Here is a 17,169-nt window from a genome sequence, read left to right as displayed (position 1 = left end):
CGGATTCATCGTAGAGTAGCAGAGCGTGTTTTCATTGAACTATCTTTACAGACAGCCAGAATGAACGCATGCTGGCTGTCTGCAAGAAATGAATCCAGAGTAATCGTTACTCTGCGCTGTTCTCTTCATTAGTAGTAGGTACAGCAGAAGCTGGAACTGATGTTTCTTCTTCAGCTGAGCTGACTTTAGGTGCATGAATGCTGACAACAGGTGCATCATGACTTCCATCGGTAACATCAACAGTCAGATGAACACCTTTAGGCAGTTTCAGATTAGACAAGTGAACTACATCATCCATTCCAACATTAGTCATATCCACTTCAATGAATTCAGGTAAGTCTTTAGCTTGACAACGAATTTCAACTTGAGTCATGGTGTGGTTAATGATACCACCAGCTTTAACGCCAGCAGATTTTTGTTCATTGATGTAATGAATGGGTACAAGTTTAACCAGAACATCTTTTCCTGAAACACGTTGTAAATCCATATGCATAACAAGTGGTTTGTATGGATGGCGTTGTAATGCTTTCAAAATCACGTGTTCAACTTTACCGTCAACAGAAATATCAAAAACACTGGAGTAAATACTTTCAGTTTCCAAGGCTTTAATTACTTTATTGTGTAGAAAGTGGATTGATTTTGGTTCTTTATCACCGCCATAAATTACAGCGGGAACTTTATTTTCAAGACGACGTAGGCGGCGGCTCGCACCTTTCCCCATATCCGTTCTTGTTTCGGCTTCTAAAAGAATTGTTGACATTATATACTCCAATAAATTTAAGGATCCCTATTTAATCCGCGACCAGATTAAACACCCGATTACTCACTAAAAGGGAGCAATTAAACCGGGAAAGGGTGAAGAAGTATACAATATTTTAAAATGAACTTGAAGTCATAGCCATAATTTCATAGAATATGGCACTTTGTTGAAATTGTGATAGCCAATCAGGCGAGTTGGAGAATAGTTATGTATGCGGTAATCAAGACAGGCGGTAAGCAATATACCGTAAAAGAAGGTGATGTTCTAAAAATTGAATTGCTGCCTGAAGATGTTGGCAATGAGATCAAATTTTCAGAAGTACTGATGTTGGCAGATGGCGATAAAGTCGTGTGCGGCACTCCATTTGTTGCTAAAGCAGTAGTTAAAGCTGAAGTTCTTGATCACGGTCGTCACAAGAAAGTAAAAATTATTAAATTCCGTCGTCGTAAGCACCACATGAAACAAATGGGGCATAGACAATATTATTCGCAAGTTAAAATTACTGCGATAAGCAAGTAAGAGGGGATAGCAATGGCTCATAAGAAGGCAGGTGGTAGTACTCGTAATGGCCGCGACTCGAATCCAAAGTTTCTTGGTGTAAAGCGTTTCGGTGGTCAATTTGTTAATGCGGGTGAAATTATTGTAAGACAGCGTGGAACTCGTTTCCACCCCGGAACAGGTGTTGGTTGTGGTCGTGATCATACCCTTTATGCTCTGGTATCCGGTTTGGTACATTTTGCCGTTAAGGGTGAAAAGAATCGCAAATACGTCACTATAGTTGCCGAACAAATAGAAGAAGCTGCGAATTAATTTGCAACAATGCATCATGATTTGCAATGATCTTGCAAAGCACAGATGTATTTTAAAGTGATTTCAAAAATAATAGGATGTAGCAGTTATTTTGTAGAACACATTTTTGATGGTATCTAAACGTTACGATATTTGTCATCCAGTTTATAACCCCGGTAACGGGGTTTTTTTTTAGTTTAAGGTTGGTCATGAGATTCGTCGATGAAGCAATTATTAAGGTAGACGCCGGTAATGGTGGAAATGGTTGCGTCAGTTTCAGGCGTGAAAAATTTATCCCTCGTGGTGGTCCCGATGGTGGTGATGGTGGGGATGGTGGCAGTGTTTATTTTGAAGCGAGCAGCGATTTAAACACCCTGGTAGATTTTCGCTATATGCGTCATTATAAAGCAGAGAACGGTCAACAAGGGATGGGTGGCAACTGCAGTGGGAAAAAAGGAGCAGACCTGATTATAAAGGTTCCTGTAGGCACCATGGTTTATGATATCGATACAGGTGAGTTACTCGGAGATATAAATAAACCCGGCGAACCCGTTCTTATTGCTCAGGGCGGATTTCATGGATTGGGAAATACACGGTATAAAAGCAGTGTAAACCGATCTCCAAGACAATCAAGTCCAGGTAGCCCCGGTGAATGCCGGCATTTACGTTTGGAATTGCGTGTTTTGGCTGATGTTGGCTTATTGGGGCTTCCAAATGCCGGGAAATCCACATTAATTCGTGCCGTTTCCAGTTCAAAAGCAAAAGTTGCTGATTATCCCTTTACTACATTGCACCCAGGTTTAGGTGTGGTTAGTGTCTCATCTCACAAAAGCTTCGTAATGGCTGATATTCCCGGGCTTATAGAAGGAGCAGCTGCAGGCGCAGGGTTAGGTCATCGGTTTTTAAAACATCTTTCCCGTACTTGTGTTTTATTGCATGTAATCGATGTTGCTCCTCTTGATGATAGTGATCCGGTTGTGTCAGCAAAGGCCATCATTAATGAGCTGGGTGAATACAGTCCTGATCTCTTGAATAAACCTCGCTGGCTGGTGCTGAATAAAATCGATATGCTACCCGATGAAGCCAGCAGGCAGGAACGGGTAGAGGCCATCGTAAAAGGTCTGAATTGGACGGGTAAAGTATTTGCCATTTCAGCGATTAGTGGCCAGGGAACTCAACAACTGTGTTACTCATTGATGCAATTGATTGATGAGATGAAAGAGTCGGAAGCTTAACCACTCGGCTGCATAATAGACCACCAGAGGACTGCGATAAGGTATCTGGTGTGTCTCTCCTCCTTCCTGGATTTGATTACTGTAGTTTATGGTTAATTGCGTTGAACCTTTTGCCGGTTGTTGCGACCAATATTCCTCCAGGCCTCTGAGATGAAAATATAATCTTGTCGATTTAAGATTATGGAAGTGAATCAAGTGCTGAGTCCCTGGTTTTATTAAAAGGGATTGCAATAATCCTTGGGTGACTTCGTCTATTATGGTTATAGGTTCATTATTTTTAAGGATCAGCTCCCTCAGATTAACCGATGCTTTTTTGTCAATAGAAGCAATGATATGCGGAGACAGGATAGGATCGATAATGTCTTTAACTGTATCCACCAGATCACGGGTACAACGAACCTTGAATTCGATATAAGGCACGTCCAGGCGGTATCCTGTTTGACAATCAATATCAGCCAGCGCATCTTCCAGGGTCTGGGCAATTTCGCTCTCTGCCACACCAAAAATCCGCCACTTAATGATCTGTTTCGTGCTGCGCTCCATTGTCAAAAGGTTAGGAAGAACATGGTTATTGAACATAGGCAGACATTCACGGGGAGGTCCGGGCAGTAAGATAAAAATTCTATTATTCCATTGGTAATAACACCCTACAGCACTGCCGTTTGGGTTAGGCAGTATTCTGGCTTGTGGCGGAAACAGGCATTGCTGTAAATTTCCTTCGTTAATGACTACCTGGACTGATTGCAGTCGTTTCTTGATATGTTCTAAAGCTTCATTATGTTGAACTAAAACATCACCTGTGTATTTTGCTAACGCAAAACGAGTTAGATCATCTGTTGTTGGCCCCAGTCCGCCGATTACAATAATAACTTCATGTTTTTGGGCTAAAAATTCCAGGCAGTTTACGATGTCTGTTTCTTTATCGCTGCAGGCCATTTGCAATCCCAGAGACAAGCCTTCTGAACAAAGAATATGCGCAATATCATGACTATTGGTATTCAGTGTGTCCCCATGAACGATTTCATCCCCTGTAGCTAAAATGGCAATAGTCATTTGTTTTTCCAATATTGAAATAGATTGTGAGAATTCTATAGTAGAATGTAAAAATAAGTAATATTTATTAACAGGAGGTTGACATTTAGGGTGTGGTTGGGTAATTACTAAATCAAGATTTTTATTTTGGAATTTACAAAATTTTCCGGCTTTGAGCCTTGAGTTATTTGTAATTCCTGTATTTATCTCCCTGAGTTGTCATCCCGAATTCATTTTGGGTTTTCTCCATTGTGTGAAAGATATTAATTCTTTATGCCTAGAATTTGGCTGCATATTATAGAGAGAAGATGGGCAATTGCTGGTGTAGTTGAAATATAAATGAGTGAAGGAGAAGTTATGGGGTTTGAAAGTCGTTATGTTGCACATGTTCCTGACGCTCAGGGTATAGTCAATTATTCTGCAGAAGAAAACAGAATCTGGAATATATTATTTGAACGACAAATGAAAATATTGCCTGGTAGAGCCTGCGATGAGTTTTTGACTGGTTTGAATACATTGGGTGTAACCGGGAATGCAATTCCCCAGCTTCCAGAAGTAAGTCAAAAATTAAAGGCAAAAACAGGATGGCAGGTAGCCCCTGTCGCTGCATTGATTTCAGCACGGGAGTTCTTTGAACTTTTGTCAAATAAATACTTCCCGGCAGCCACCTTTATTCGTTGTGAAGAAGAATTGGATTACGTGCAGGAGCCTGATATATTTCATGAAATATTTGGCCATTGTCCTATGTTAACGGACAAGGTATATGCGGATTTTATCCATGATTATGCGTGTAAGGTTCTAACCTTTCCAGAAACCGATTGGCCATTATTGCAACGAATGTTCTGGTTTACGGTTGAGTTTGGTTTGATTAATACAGCAAAAGGCTTAAGAGCGTATGGTGGCGGAATTTTATCGTCCATTAGTGAAACCGTTTACAGTGTAGAAAGTGATATTCCTCTTCGTGTACTTTTTGAGCCTGTTGCAGCATTTCGAATGCCTTATCGGATTGATAGGTTACAGCCAGTGTATTTTGTTATTAATGATTACCAGACCTTATATAATTTTGTTTCGTCTAATATCAATGAACTTTTGGATCGAACACGACAGCTAGGTGAGTATCCTCCATTTTTTGATGTTGATCCTGATAACCCGAATATCCATATCAGGGCCTGTTAGCTGGGGAAGGAATAGGATGTCTATGTATTGTAATGACAGAAGAGTCTTGTTAACATCATCCAACACACTTTGTTCATTGGCTTGTTGGTCAAGGAGCATCATTTGATTAAAGTATTAATTGTTGATGACCATGCATTGGTTAGAATGGGTATTCGACGATTGCTTGAAGACATGGCGGATGTAGATGTAGTTGCGGATGCTGAGATCGGTGAGCAGGCCTTGGCATTTGTAAAAACTCATAACCCTGATGTCGTTCTTTTAGATATGAAAATGCCTGGAATTGATGGTTGGGAAGTTACTCGTCGCTTAAAAAAATCAAATCCTCAAATTAAGGTCATTGCGGTGACTGCAATATGCACTGATCCTTTGCCTACTCGAGTTTTGCAATTGGGTGCCATGGGCTATCTGACCAAAGAGTCAGGAGCGGAAGAAATGGCGGCGGCAATTCGTAAGGTAGCTAAAGGCGAAAAATACCTCAGTGCTGAAATTGCTCAGAAAATGGCAATTAATAGCTTGCAGGATGCCCAGGATTCTCCCTTTGACATGTTGTCAGAAAGGGAAATGCAAGTCATGCTAATGATCACCAGCGGTATGAATGTGCAGGATATTGCGGATCGATTGTTTTTAAGCAGTAAAACCATCAATGGCTACAGATATCGTATGTTTGAAAAATTAGGAATAAAAAACGATGTCGAGCTTACCTATCTGGCAATGAAACACCGCGTTATTGAGCATCCTAATGATATAATCCAAGATGATTAAACCGGATAGTCCAGGTACATATGGTGTTGGGCATTGGTTTAATTGAATTTCCAAGTAGCAACAAAGCAGCCAAGTATAAGCTATGATGCTATATAATTACCTTATTTTTGTCGTTTATGAATATTAGGCAGTCATCCGCTGAATTAACTTTATTTCTTAGTAAACTACCTGGTGAACCGGGTATTTATCGCATGCTTGATGAATCAGGTACCGTCTTATATGTAGGTAAAGCATCCAATCTTAAAAAAAGAGTCAACAGTTATTTCAGTAAATACACTACCGCAGTTAAAACACGATCCCTGGTCAGTCAAATTGCATCAATTGAAATATCGGTCACCAGAAGTGAGACAGAGGCTTTATTACTGGAAAGTAATCTTATTAAGGCTTTACGGCCAAAATATAATATATTGATGCGTGATGATAAGTCTTATCCCTACATCCATATATCGAATCATCCTGAATTTCCACGCATTGAGAGTTATCGAAGTAAAAAGAAACCGGTATCGGGTAATTTTTATGGCCCCTATCCCAATGGCTCTGCCGTAAAAGAGACCATTTTAACGATACAAAAAGTATTTAAGATTCGAAACTGTCGGGACAGTTATTTTAATGCCCGTTCGCGCCCATGTTTGCAATACCAAATCAAACGATGTACCGCACCTTGTGTCTCTTATATTAGTCCTGAGTCTTATCGTCAATCTGTGGACGATGCCATGCGATTTTTGCAGGGTAAATGTCAGGTGATTTTAGAAGAGCTGACGGAGCGTATGGAACACGCTGTTGAGCAACTGAATTTTGAAGCAGCGGCAGTTTTTCGTGATCAGATTAAAAATCTGCGTCTGGTTCAGGAACAGCAAGCAGTGGTTCAGCTTAAGGGGGATGCAGATGTAATCGCTATTGAAGTTCATCCCGGTTTTGCCTGTATTCAGTGCGTTACGATTCGGGAAGGGCAGGTATTAGCCAGTCGTAGTTTCTTTCCTTCAGTTCCACATAAAGGATTGAATGAAGAGTTGGATGTTGAGGATTTATGGCAACAGACCTTTGAGGCTTTTGTTGGATTTTACTACCTGGATTCTATTGATCGAATTCCTGCGTTAATTATCACAAACAAGACACTCTCCGATCATCATTCTTTAGAGGAAGCTCTGACTGAAAAACGGGGCAAAGCATGTACGATCCAAATCAATCCCCGTGGTGTTAAATCCCGATGGATGGATTTTGCTGTCAATAATCTGCGAGTATCAATAGCAGAGTATGTCAATCAACATTCTACGATTAAGTCCAGATATCATGCTTTGGAACAGCTATTATCGCTTGATAAGCACATTGAGCGAATGGAATGTTTTGATATCAGTCATACTCAGGGAGAAGCAACAATAGCTTCCTGTGTGGTTTTTGACGCAGAAGGGCCGTGTACTAAAGAATACAGGCGATTTAATATCGAAGGGATTACTCCGGGTGATGACTATGCTGCTATGGAGCAAGCCGTTACACGGAGATTCAAACGATTGCTAGAAGCCCAATCCTTGCCTGATGTATTAATTATTGATGGTGGGAAAGGGCAGGTTGCGGTGGTACAACGGGTTTTATTGTCCTTGAATGTACACGATGTGATTCTTCTGGGCGTTGCGAAGGGACCATCTCGTAAAGCCGGTTGGGAAAAACTGATTTTAGTTAATGAAGAGCGAGAATTTACCTTGCCTGAGGATTCAAAGGCACTGCATCTATTACAGCACATCCGTGATGAAGCACATCGATTTGCGATTACGGCGCATCGTAAAAAAAGACAAAAAGCCCGACTGGATTCGACTCTTGAGAGTATTGAAGGCGTAGGTGCCAAAAGGCGCCAGGCTTTACTGCACCGATTTGGAGGCTTACGGGAATTGTCCAAAGCATCCGTAGAAGAAATCAGCAAAGTTCAGGGGATTAGTGAACATTTGGCCTTGCGGATTTATCAGTATTTTCATGGATAATCAGGTTATCAAAAATCGTATTAAATTTGTTTAGTAGTGGATTTTGAGTTTATTCTACCTCGACTTTTTACTAGGGGCTGTTTACATTTCATTGTATTCAAGCCTAATTTCCGCGACTTGTTCGCGGAATCGATAGATCTTGCGTAAAACAAGAATATATTGCGCCTATAAAGAGTGAATTGGATCCTGCGAACAAGTCGCAGGACGTAGAAACTTGAATTGTCAACAGACCCTAAAAGAGTGTAAGAAAATTACTGTTTAAAATTATCCATCTGATTTAAAAAGAATTTGGCGCTAGGATTACAAATTGCAGCAATCCCTTAGCTGTTTAAGAAAGATATATATAATATTGAATTAATTGTTATTTTTTTGTTGTAAAAAATCCCCAATTTCCTGACACGTTTGGTCAATAACGGTTAAAACTTGTTGATAAAGGGATTCCAATTGTACGCGTTGCCCTGATTTATAATAACGCTCAATAAATTGACATGCCATTTTGAGTCGTACTGTTCCTACATAGACTGCGCCACCTTTAATTTTATGGGCTAAATGTTGCGTTTTGTCCCAATCCAAATTGGTATGAGCTTCTTGTATTAATTGCCTGTCTTTAGGAAGAGTATCTTCAAGCATAAAAGCAAGCATTTTTTCCAGTATCATTTTATTACCAGTAGCTTTAATTCCTTCTTCGAAGTCCAAAATAGGAAAAGGGGATAAGTCAAATAGTGATTGATTTTGTTCATGTACATCAGAGTTCTTTTTCGATGAATTTTTATGTGTAGATAGCTGAGCGTTCCCTGGCATAAATGCTTCTATGATGTCAGCACAATTTTTTGTTGTTAAGGGCTTTGTTAATACCGCATTCATTCCTGCATCAATACATCGTTTTTTATTTTCATCGCCGGCATGAGCGGTTAATGCAATAATTGGAGTATGGATCTTTTTAGTTAATTCATGAACTCGAATAAGATGCGTTATTTCATACCCATCCATATCTGGCAATCCAATGTCCATAAAAATTAAATCGTAGTGGTGCTTTTTCCAGTACTCAATGGCATTTTTCCCTGTATCAGCGATGTCGGTGGTACAATTTAATTTGGACAAAATAGACTTTGCTACAATTTGAGCAATAGGATTGTCTTCAACAACAAGCACCTGGTGCATATGTCCTGGATTATTTTGAAAAATGGCCTTTATTTCCTGAGATTGCGTTTGTTCATGAGTGGAATCCTGGATCTCTTCAATTTCCTCATGGATTCCTAAATCATCATCGAGTAGTGGTTCTTGCAGTGGGATAACACAGGTAAATCGAGAGCCTTTTCCTGATTCACTTTCTACGTAAATTTCACCATCTAATTCATCAATAAATTGCTTGGCCACTGAAAGTCCTAAACCAACCCCTTTATATATGCCTTGATAGGATGGAGTAAGTCGTTTAAATTGAATATAGATTTCCTGTTGTTTGTCTTTGGGAATACCAATACCTGAATCTTCAACGACCAGTTTTATAATTAATTCTCGTTGATGACGTTTAGCAAGAATGACAGAAAGGGTAACATGGCCTGAGTCGGTAAAATTCAGAGCATTGGCTATCAACTCTAATGCTATACGATGAATGCGTACTTTATCACCGATAACGCAATATGGAATGTGCTCATCAAACCTTAGACTAAGAGCTATTTTTTTCTGGGCAGCTTTGGATCGATTTAATTTAATCACATGATTTAAAGTATCCTCCAAGTTAAATTTTTTCTTTAATTTGGGAATCTCCCCTGTGCTTACTTGTATTGCCTCGAGTACCTCATCAAGAAGATCGCGAAGTGCATGGCTGGAAGCTACCAAATTTTCAGAATACTCTTTAATCAAAGGATTATCGGATTCCATTTTGAGTAAATCGGCAAATCCTACAATTCCAGTTAAAGGGGTGCGAATATCGTGGCGCATGTTTTCGAGAAATTCAGTTTTGGCCTTATTGGCTACCTCTGTTTTTTCTTTTTCCTGTAACAAATCTGAAATATCGGTCGATATTCCTGCAACGCCTGAAATAATGCCATTCTTATCAAATAAAGGGACTCTGCTGGTTAAAAAATTAAATACCTGATTTTTTGTTCCAGGAATAGGGGGATCTTCTATTCCATATATGGCGCGCCCTGATTTAATTACCTTAAGGTCATCATTTTTTAATTTTTCGGCTAACCCTTCAGGCCAGTGGCATAAGACCGCTAATTCTTCATAGCTTTTTCCTTTAAATTCTTCTCTTGATAAATTCAACATGTTTAAAACGTTTTGATTACATCCTACCATAAGACAATTTTTATCCATCCAATACACGTTACAAGGCATGTTTTCTATGAGCACTTCCAGATTATGAATAGTATTTTCTTTACCTAATTGCTTTTTGTTATTGGTTTGAATTAGAAAATAGCGTTGGTTATTTTCAGTTAATTCATTAATTTCCCAGGTAAGCGATTTGTATTGATAAAATTTAGAGATATTTGAGTCTTCGCTAAGAGAAGCATATTCTTTAACAAAATTACATAGCCCTGCTTCAAGTTTATTTTGTTGGCATAACTGATTAAAACATTGACCGATTGTTATGGTTGATTCTGGAAGTAAGTTTCTTTTCGCTTCATCATTAATAAAGACGATATGCAATGTTTCGTTAAGAATAAGAATGTATTCTTCACTTTGATTGGCAAAAAACTCAAGGAAAGATGTATTGAATTTCAACAGCTCCTTAGAATGTGCCATAAAGATTATGTCCTTATAAGTATTATGAAAACTGGCAATTATTTTGATAACATGCTTTAATTGTAGTCGAAAGGGGGCGTAATGGAAAATAAAACGTGCATTTTGATTGGTGATGATACACTACTAGTCGAATGTGCCACGATACTGGTTCAAAGACAGTACACTATCAAGACTGTAATATCCTCGTTTGAAGTCATTCAACTTTGGTGTAAGAAAAATAAAATCCCTTGCATATCCTTAGCTCAATATGATTTATCTGAAACACAACCTCGGGTTGATTATCTATTTAGTATAGTGAATGGTCACCTTCTAAACGCCAGGCATCTTCGATGTGTGCGCCAATTTGCCTTTAATTATCATGATTCTTTGCTTCCAGCCTATGCCGGTTTGAATGCAACAACCTGGTCTATCTTAAATAATGAACCTATGCACGGCATCACCTGGCATCTTATGAATGAAAGAATTGATGCTGGCGATATTGTTTATCAAAAATCGTTTTCTTCAGAAAATAACACAGCATTGAGTTTAAATTTAAGGTGTTTTGAGGAGGCGGTCATAGGATTCAATATTCTTTTGGATAACCTGGAATCTAATCAGTTAAAATTTTGGAAGCAATCCGCTGCTGGACGAAGTTATTATGGTAAAGATAAAGTTATTCCTCAATTGGGTTTTATTGATTGGAATACATCTGCTGAATTCATAGTTCGTATGTTTCGGGCACTAGCACATGGCCACTATCCTAATCATGTTGGAACACTTAAGTTGCTCACTCAAACTACTTCGTTGATTATTTCGTCTATGGAACAGACTAATACACACTCAACTCAAGCCAAACCAGGTGAAATCATTGCTGCTGATGAGCAGGGAATAGAATTGGCAACCAGCTGCGGTACCTTATTAATTAAGGAATGTCGCGCTTCTTCAGGAAAAGTAATTACACCTTTAGAATGTGCACAAGAATATGGGATGCAAATTGGATCCCAATTAGCTTGTTTTCAGTTACATGAATTTAATGAGCTGAGTCACTATTATATACAATCGCTAAATCAAGAAGCGTATTGGATAAACGAATTTCGACAGGTTGTTGAACACTCTCTTTTTTCTGAACGTGCTTATGTAAAAAAACAAGAAATGAACCCGTTTGGTTGTATTTCTTTTAAGGGTATTGATGATGAGTTATTGAGTGTCACCTTCATTGCTACCGTATTGGTTTATTTATATCGGCTCAATGATTATGAACACTGTTCATGTTTTTTATTAAAATCACCAGAGCCAGTGGGGGCATATGCTGGACGCTATTTATTTGGAGATAAACTTCCGCTTTCAGTTGATCTCCAAGCAGACAATACTTTTAATGATACACTGGCGTTTGTAAAAAACAAAGTGGAGTCCTTGACTCAAAGAGCACCGTATCTCATTGATTTATTAGTTCGTTATCCCTCACTTGAAGAGGTATTTATTGAACCTGTTATAACGCTCAGAATATCTCAAGATAACACTCAAACAATTCCTGAATGCTCGGTAATGCATTTTGAATTAAATGAACAAACATCAGAATTGAAACTTTTTCATAAATTAGATTTGGATTATCAACAGGGCGGTTTACAATCCCTGATACACCATGCTCCTGAGCATCTTTCGCAGATACTTCATCTGATTTTAGAAGCCCCAAAGTTACGCATAAATGAATTTGAACTGATTACCCCAATGGAGCGCCGTCATATTTATTTATGGGGATTAGGTGAGAAGCATCAATTGCCTTCTCAATCAATATACTCCATGTTTCACGAACAAGTGATGAAAAGGCCGAATGCTGCGGCACTTTATTCAGAGCAACAAGTCATTACTTATCATACTTTATGGAATTGGGCAGAATCAGTCGCGAGTTTTATAAGGTTATTGAATATTCCTCCACAGACTCCCATGGGCATCTATATGGAGCGTTCAAAAGAGATGCTTCCTGTTATACTTGGAATTTTAAGGGTGGGATGTATTTATGTTCCTTTGGATAGAAAATATCCATTTAAAAAAATCGAACTGATTTTAAAGGAAGCAAAGATTAACTGCATTTTTAGTAACGAAGAGTCTGCTAAAATACTCAATGATCATTTTCAAGATGATGATTCAGTTAGGATATACCTGACCTCTGATCTCCTCTCTAATAAGCCTTGCGAGAATGCATCTCCTATTGAGGTAATTCCCCTAGAAAAGAACGATATTGCTTATTATATGTTTACCTCTGGTACAACCGGGATCCCTAAAGGCGTCATGATATCTCATCTTAATGTCATTAATTATTGCCACTGGTTTACTCAAACGACCGATTTTAATCAAGATTCCATCATTGATTTTTCCTCCTCCATCGCATTTGATTTATCCATTCCCTGTACCTTAGCTCCGTTGATGTATGGTGGGGCTTTAGCGGTATGTTCCGATTATCAGAAGATGAGTCCTGAATTGTATTTGAAGCATTTACAAAAACATAAGATAACGCATACCGAATTAACCCCAGGATATTTGGATCTTTTGTTACAGCACCCAGATGAAATAAAAACACTTCATCATTTAAAATACTTAATGCTTGGGGCTGATACGGTTCATATCGAGGAGGTCAAGAAATGGATGAGCTTATGTCCTGATTGTCACGTAGTGAATGAATACGGTCCAACAGAAACTACCGTTTCAGTTACTTCATTCCGTGTGCCATCTAACAAGGCATTGACTGGTACAGTGGTTCCAATTGGACAGCCTGCCTTTAATAGTTCGTGCTACATTGTCGATAAATTTATGAATTTATGTCCTATCGGTATGAAAGGGGAGTTATGTATTGGAGGGAATCAGGTTTCCTTGGGGTATCTTAATAAACTCGATCTAACCTGTAAAAAATTTATTGAAGTATTCTTTAATGGTAAAGATAGAGTATATAAAACAGGGGATTTAGTGAGTTGGTTACCTGATGGCGTAGTGCAGTTTTTTGGACGAAACGACCACCAGGTTAAATTGCATGGTTATCGGATAGAGTTGGCTGCAATAGAATCTATATTGATGAAGCATGAGCACATATCTCAAGCGGTTGTGGTGATTTGCAATGAAAATACAAATAATAAAACGTTGCGAGCCTATTTGGTAAGCGAAGATAAGTTGCTTACTGTTAAACAGTTGAAGCACTTCTTATTGGAGTATTTACCTTCATACATGCATCCAAAAGAATATTATCTGGTTGATTTTATCCCACTTAAAGAAAACGAAAAGATTAATTTTGATGTACTTGAAAAGCAATCCGGCAGGGTGGTGTCTTATGATCTCATTCAAAATGATACCTTAATGACTGAAATGGAACGTCTATGTCTTGAGTGTTGGAAAGAGTCATTTCAAATGAAAGACATTCAACTTGATGATGACTTTTTTTCAATAGGAGGTGATTCCTTAACCGCATTGCATATCATCGGGCAACTAAAAAGACTGATTTCAATAGACATTCATTTATCTTTATTGTTTCAGTTTCCAACGGTGCGCTCATTAGCCTCATATCTGGATGATAGATTAAATGAGCAGGAACACTCTGAAATATCTCATCTGATAACTCAAGATAATTCACCACTTATTAAGTTGTCTTGTGGAGCACATAAAATACCGCTTTTTTTGGTTCATCCAATTGGCGGCAGCGTATTTTGGTATCAACAATTAGCACATGAACTAAAGGGAGATTTAACGGTATATGGAATAGAGGATCCAAGTCTTAATGATTCTGATATCAAATTTTCGTCACTTGAAGAGATAGCTACATATTATGTTGAATGCATTGCTCATAAGTACTCTGGAAAGAGAATCTATCTTGGCGGAGCATCCTTTGGCGCAAATTTAGCTTTTGCTATGGCTCATCACATGAAAACACGGGGAATGGACATACAATTTTTAGGTATATTTGATGGGTGGCTACACTATCCATCTACTTTGATGCAACACAATACTCTAGATCTGCTTACCCATAAATTTTCTGACCTGCCATCAGAAGAATTTTTGCGTTTAACTGCTTTAGAAGAATACAGAAGGAATTTATTACTCAGCTATAAACCTTCCGTTATAGATAGTGATGTCATCTTGTTCAAGGCCAGAGAATTATGGCCGCAATTTGCAACGGTAGATTCGTTTGATAATGGATGGAAAAAGATCATAAGCGGTCAACTCGAAGTGCATTTGGTTCCTGGATCTCATGAAACTATGTTTTTTGCCCCTCATGTTAAATACTTAGCAGAATTAGTGAAAAAAATAATCTACGAGACCTAAATTCTGTGAATGAATTTTTAATTTGTTACAAATAAGTCATCATTGCGAAGGAAGTGAAGCAGTACAACATGTTAGCGAAGATTCGATTTACTTCGCTAACGATTGCAATGACGTTTCTTTATGTAATAAATAAATTTTATTCAAGGAAATATATTTTTTGAAACGCCACATAAAATTTTGAGCTGGCCAAAAAGTTGATTTTCGATGGTGTCACTGAGCTGTGAGCTGTTTGTGACAATGGCAACTGTTCTGTCATTAAGGCATCGCTGTCAAAAGTAATTATTTTTTGAAATGGTTTGGCGTTTGGGGTTACAAAATATTAAATCGTTATTGCATGGTTTATTCAATTGATAGTAAGTATCATTTATCTAAAATGCTTCATGATATTGATTTATGACATGTATTTTAATTGATAAAAATAAGGGCGAATCTAATGCCACAATCAAATGTTATTATTGTTCATGGTGCCTATGGTCATCCGTTTGAAAATTGGTTCAATTGGATGAAGATTGAATTAGAGAGTATCGGCATTGAATGTTTTGTTCCACAGTTACCTACGCCACATGCTCAGGAATTGAAGAACTGGCTTCAGTTATTTAATGCCACAGTATCACCAATGATTACTCCTAATACGATTTTAATCGGTCATAGTTTGGGGGCGGCTTTTTTATTGAGGTGGCTTGAGCAAGCCCATCAGTCTGTATCTGCTACCATTTTAGCAGGTTCGTTTATGGGAACTGTTGGAATACAGAAATTCGATAAAATTAATGAGAGCTTTTTTGAAAATCCATTTGATTGGGATTTGATAATTAATAAATCCAAACAATTTTTTTGTTACCAGGGGAGTAACGATCCTTACATTTCAATGAGTAACTTTAATTTAATTGCAAACAATCTACGGGCCAGAAAAATTATTATTCCTAATGGCGGGCATCTCAACGAGGCTGCTGGTTATACTTCATTCCCCCTGTTACTTATTCATTTAAAATCATTATTAAGAATAGATAGTGGCGAATTTCATTAAATAAAGTTCACCATGACATGGTCTGATAGAGCGGATTAGGTGAAATGATGCTCTTTACTTGTCAGGATTGGTTAAGAATAACAGCGTTTATTTTTTATCCCAAGGAATAAGCCAAAGAGCATCAAATTTTATCAGGCCATTTTCAACGTACAAAAGAACGTACTTTTTTTGCAAACTCAGTATATTGCTGGGTTAACGTGGGCTGTCATTAATCTGTTTTAAATCGTGTTGTGCTTGTTCTTCAGCTGCTTCATCAAAAACAGGACCATTATGGTGTTTGTTTTCTGGTAAGGGATTAAAAAAGTTCAGTAAGCTGCCGATGATATGCCCAAAGACATTATCCGACGAAGTAAAGCGTTTTACTTGGCTTACTGGTTCATCAACAGAGATTAAAATTTTATCAACATAGGTATGGCAATCATTGATGCCTACTTCGTAGAGATTGTAAAATTTAAGGAGGTTATCCAGGCGGAGTTCATATTGATCTTGTAAAATTTTGTGCATGGCTAGCATTTTGATTAATTGTTCTCCAGTGGTTTCTCTGGATTCGCGTTGCGAGAATTCAGTTACTTCATTGGATGGTATTCCCATTTCAATCAGTTTTGGCTTATCAAGAACATCATTTATAGTAAATTTGATAAAACTATGATGCCCAAGAGTACCTTTTAATTTGGGGCTAAAAAATTCAGCTTCAATTCCCAAAATTTCATAGTGTTGTTTTGTTTTCAAGAACTCGTTGAATCGCTCTGAATCACCAGAAAAATAGTCATTCAGAACCTCATCTTTTATTTCATTCATGTAATCATGGTTTACCGAGGTCATTAGAGATTCAAAAGAAGTTTCTAGTTTCTCGACTGTATGGCGGATAAGTCGAGTTTCACTCTCTTTAAGCAGCGAGTGGGGGGCGCGATTACCCAGCACAAAGCCAACCAATAATCCGGTGAATGCTCCTATAAATAAACCTGTAGGCAAACGGAAATTGAAAATATCACTGATGGTCAGTGAGATAGAACCTACCACCGCGCCAAACACTCCGGTAATTAATCCAATGATAAAGCCGCCGAGATTCAATAGAGCTTGTTTGGATTGATACAAGATGCCATGAGCGCCGGTTTCTTTGAGTAAGGCATTGTAATTTATAGAAATTTGTTTTAAAGCTTCAAATTGTTCTTTTAAGGGGATCTCCGGATTTTTTATGTCATTTATATTTTTGATAAGTGAAATTAAGTGACGTGCAATAGGTTCAATATCTTCAGGGGAACGCTCTGATTTTACGAGATGTTCAAAAAGAGGTAATAAATAATATTTGCCTTCGAATTCATGACAATGATCAATTAATTCTTTTAATTTGTTTTGTGTTTCAAAGAATAATGCCACGGTATA

12 protein-coding genes are annotated in these 17,169 nt (G+C 38.1%); 8 read left to right on the top strand and 4 right to left on the bottom strand.

What is annotated here, in order from left to right:
- Positions 1-106 precede the first annotated feature (106 nt).
- Complete coding sequence (locus ELY21_RS02815) at positions 107-760, bottom strand: 50S ribosomal protein L25/general stress protein Ctc (protein WP_127106694.1); 654 nt, start codon at positions 758-760, stop codon at positions 107-109.
- A gap of 207 nt (positions 761-967) precedes the next feature.
- Between ELY21_RS02815 and rplU the strand changes: the two genes are divergently transcribed.
- The 3 genes from rplU to cgtA all read left to right on the top strand — a co-directional run bounded on the left by rplU (position 968) and on the right by cgtA (position 2,784).
- Positions 968-1,279: a 50S ribosomal protein L21 gene (gene rplU / locus ELY21_RS02810; RefSeq protein ID WP_028383133.1), complete on the top strand. Its 312-nt coding sequence runs from the start codon at positions 968-970 to the stop codon at positions 1,277-1,279.
- Positions 1,280-1,291: 12 nt separating this feature from the next.
- Positions 1,292-1,570 (top strand): 50S ribosomal protein L27, encoded by a 279-nt coding sequence (gene rpmA / locus ELY21_RS02805; protein ID WP_127106692.1) that lies wholly within the window; start codon positions 1,292-1,294, stop codon positions 1,568-1,570.
- A gap of 188 nt (positions 1,571-1,758) precedes the next feature.
- Positions 1,759-2,784: an Obg family GTPase CgtA gene (cgtA, locus tag ELY21_RS02800; protein WP_127106690.1), complete on the top strand. Its 1,026-nt coding sequence runs from the start codon at positions 1,759-1,761 to the stop codon at positions 2,782-2,784.
- On the opposite strand, the gene ELY21_RS02795 is transcribed toward cgtA, so the two are convergent.
- Positions 2,740-3,837, bottom strand: coding sequence for a molybdopterin-binding protein (locus ELY21_RS02795; RefSeq protein WP_127106688.1), 1,098 nt, complete (start codon positions 3,835-3,837; stop codon positions 2,740-2,742). The genes cgtA and ELY21_RS02795 overlap by 45 nt on opposite strands.
- Positions 3,838-4,173: 336 nt before the next feature.
- Here ELY21_RS02795 and phhA point away from each other — a divergent pair, with 336 nt between their 5' ends.
- From phhA to uvrC, 3 genes are all read left to right on the top strand, one after another.
- On the top strand, positions 4,174-4,992 hold the full coding sequence (gene phhA, locus ELY21_RS02790; RefSeq protein WP_127106686.1) for a phenylalanine 4-monooxygenase: 819 nt from the start codon (positions 4,174-4,176) through the stop codon (positions 4,990-4,992).
- 102 nt (positions 4,993-5,094) lie between these two features.
- Entirely contained in the window at positions 5,095-5,754 is a 660-nt protein-coding gene (gene letA, locus ELY21_RS02785) for a two-component system response regulator LetA (RefSeq protein WP_199741619.1), read from the top strand.
- Between the two features lie 116 nt (positions 5,755-5,870).
- On the top strand, positions 5,871-7,727 hold the full coding sequence (uvrC, locus tag ELY21_RS02780) for an excinuclease ABC subunit UvrC (protein WP_127106682.1): 1,857 nt from the start codon (positions 5,871-5,873) through the stop codon (positions 7,725-7,727).
- Between the two features lie 354 nt (positions 7,728-8,081).
- On the opposite strand, the gene ELY21_RS02775 is transcribed toward uvrC, so the two are convergent.
- Positions 8,082-10,475, bottom strand: coding sequence for a PAS domain-containing sensor histidine kinase (locus ELY21_RS02775; protein ID WP_127106680.1), 2,394 nt, complete (start codon positions 10,473-10,475; stop codon positions 8,082-8,084).
- Between the two features lie 81 nt (positions 10,476-10,556).
- On the opposite strand from ELY21_RS02775, the gene ELY21_RS02770 reads away from it, so the two are divergent.
- Positions 10,557-14,762 carry an amino acid adenylation domain-containing protein gene (locus tag ELY21_RS02770; protein WP_127106678.1) on the top strand — a complete coding sequence of 1,402 codons (4,206 nt, stop codon included), beginning with the start codon at positions 10,557-10,559 and terminating at the stop codon, positions 14,760-14,762.
- A 433-nt stretch (positions 14,763-15,195) separates the two neighbouring features.
- Positions 15,196-15,786 carry an alpha/beta hydrolase gene (locus ELY21_RS02765; protein ID WP_199741618.1) on the top strand — a complete coding sequence of 197 codons (591 nt, stop codon included), beginning with the start codon at positions 15,196-15,198 and terminating at the stop codon, positions 15,784-15,786.
- 192 nt (positions 15,787-15,978) lie between these two features.
- On the opposite strand, the gene ELY21_RS02760 is transcribed toward ELY21_RS02765, so the two are convergent.
- A complete protein-coding gene (locus ELY21_RS02760) occupies positions 15,979-17,163 on the bottom strand; it encodes a hypothetical protein (RefSeq protein WP_127106674.1) in 1,185 nt (394 codons plus the stop codon).
- Between the last annotated feature and the right edge of the window lie 6 nt (positions 17,164-17,169).

It is taken from the genome of Legionella sp. km535, assembly GCF_003990085.1.
Classification (GTDB): Bacteria; Pseudomonadota; Gammaproteobacteria; order Legionellales; family Legionellaceae; genus Legionella; species Legionella moravica.
This window is presented reverse-complemented; position numbering and strand designations above follow the sequence as displayed.